1 protein-coding gene is annotated in these 462 nt (G+C 65.4%); it reads left to right on the top strand.

Features of this window, described 5'->3' with window-relative positions:
• The coding region (gene lpxH / locus QWI17_RS17370; protein WP_302723788.1) for a UDP-2,3-diacylglucosamine diphosphatase at positions 1 to 462 on the top strand (462 nt) is incomplete at both ends.

Here is a 462-nt window from a genome sequence, read left to right as displayed (position 1 = left end):
CTTCCTGCTTGGCCAGCGCTTCTGCGAGGCGGCCGGCTGCACGTTGCTCGACGACCCCTGCGTGATCGAGCTGGGCGGTGAGCAGGTATTGCTGATGCACGGCGACACCTTGTGCACCCGCGACGTGGGCTACATGAAAATGCGCCGCCTGCTGCGCAACCCGCTGAGCCTGTGGGTTCTGCGCCACCTGCCGCTGTCGGCTCGCTACAGACTGGCACGCAAGCTGCGCAGCGAAAGCCGCACCCAGGGGCGGATGAAATCCACTGAAATCGTCGACGTCACGCCAGAAGAAGTGCCCAAGGTAATGGCGGCGCATGGCGTGCGTACCCTGGTGCATGGCCATACCCATCGGCCAGCGATTCACAAGCTGGTCGTGGACGGCCAACCGGCCCGGCGCATCGTGCTGGGCGACTGGGACCGCCGGGGCTGGGCCTTGCAGGTTGACGAGCAAGGGTTTCAGTT

The organism is Gilvimarinus gilvus, from assembly GCF_030518155.1.
Taxonomy (GTDB): domain Bacteria; phylum Pseudomonadota; class Gammaproteobacteria; order Pseudomonadales; family Cellvibrionaceae; genus Gilvimarinus; species Gilvimarinus gilvus.
This window is presented reverse-complemented; position numbering and strand designations above follow the sequence as displayed.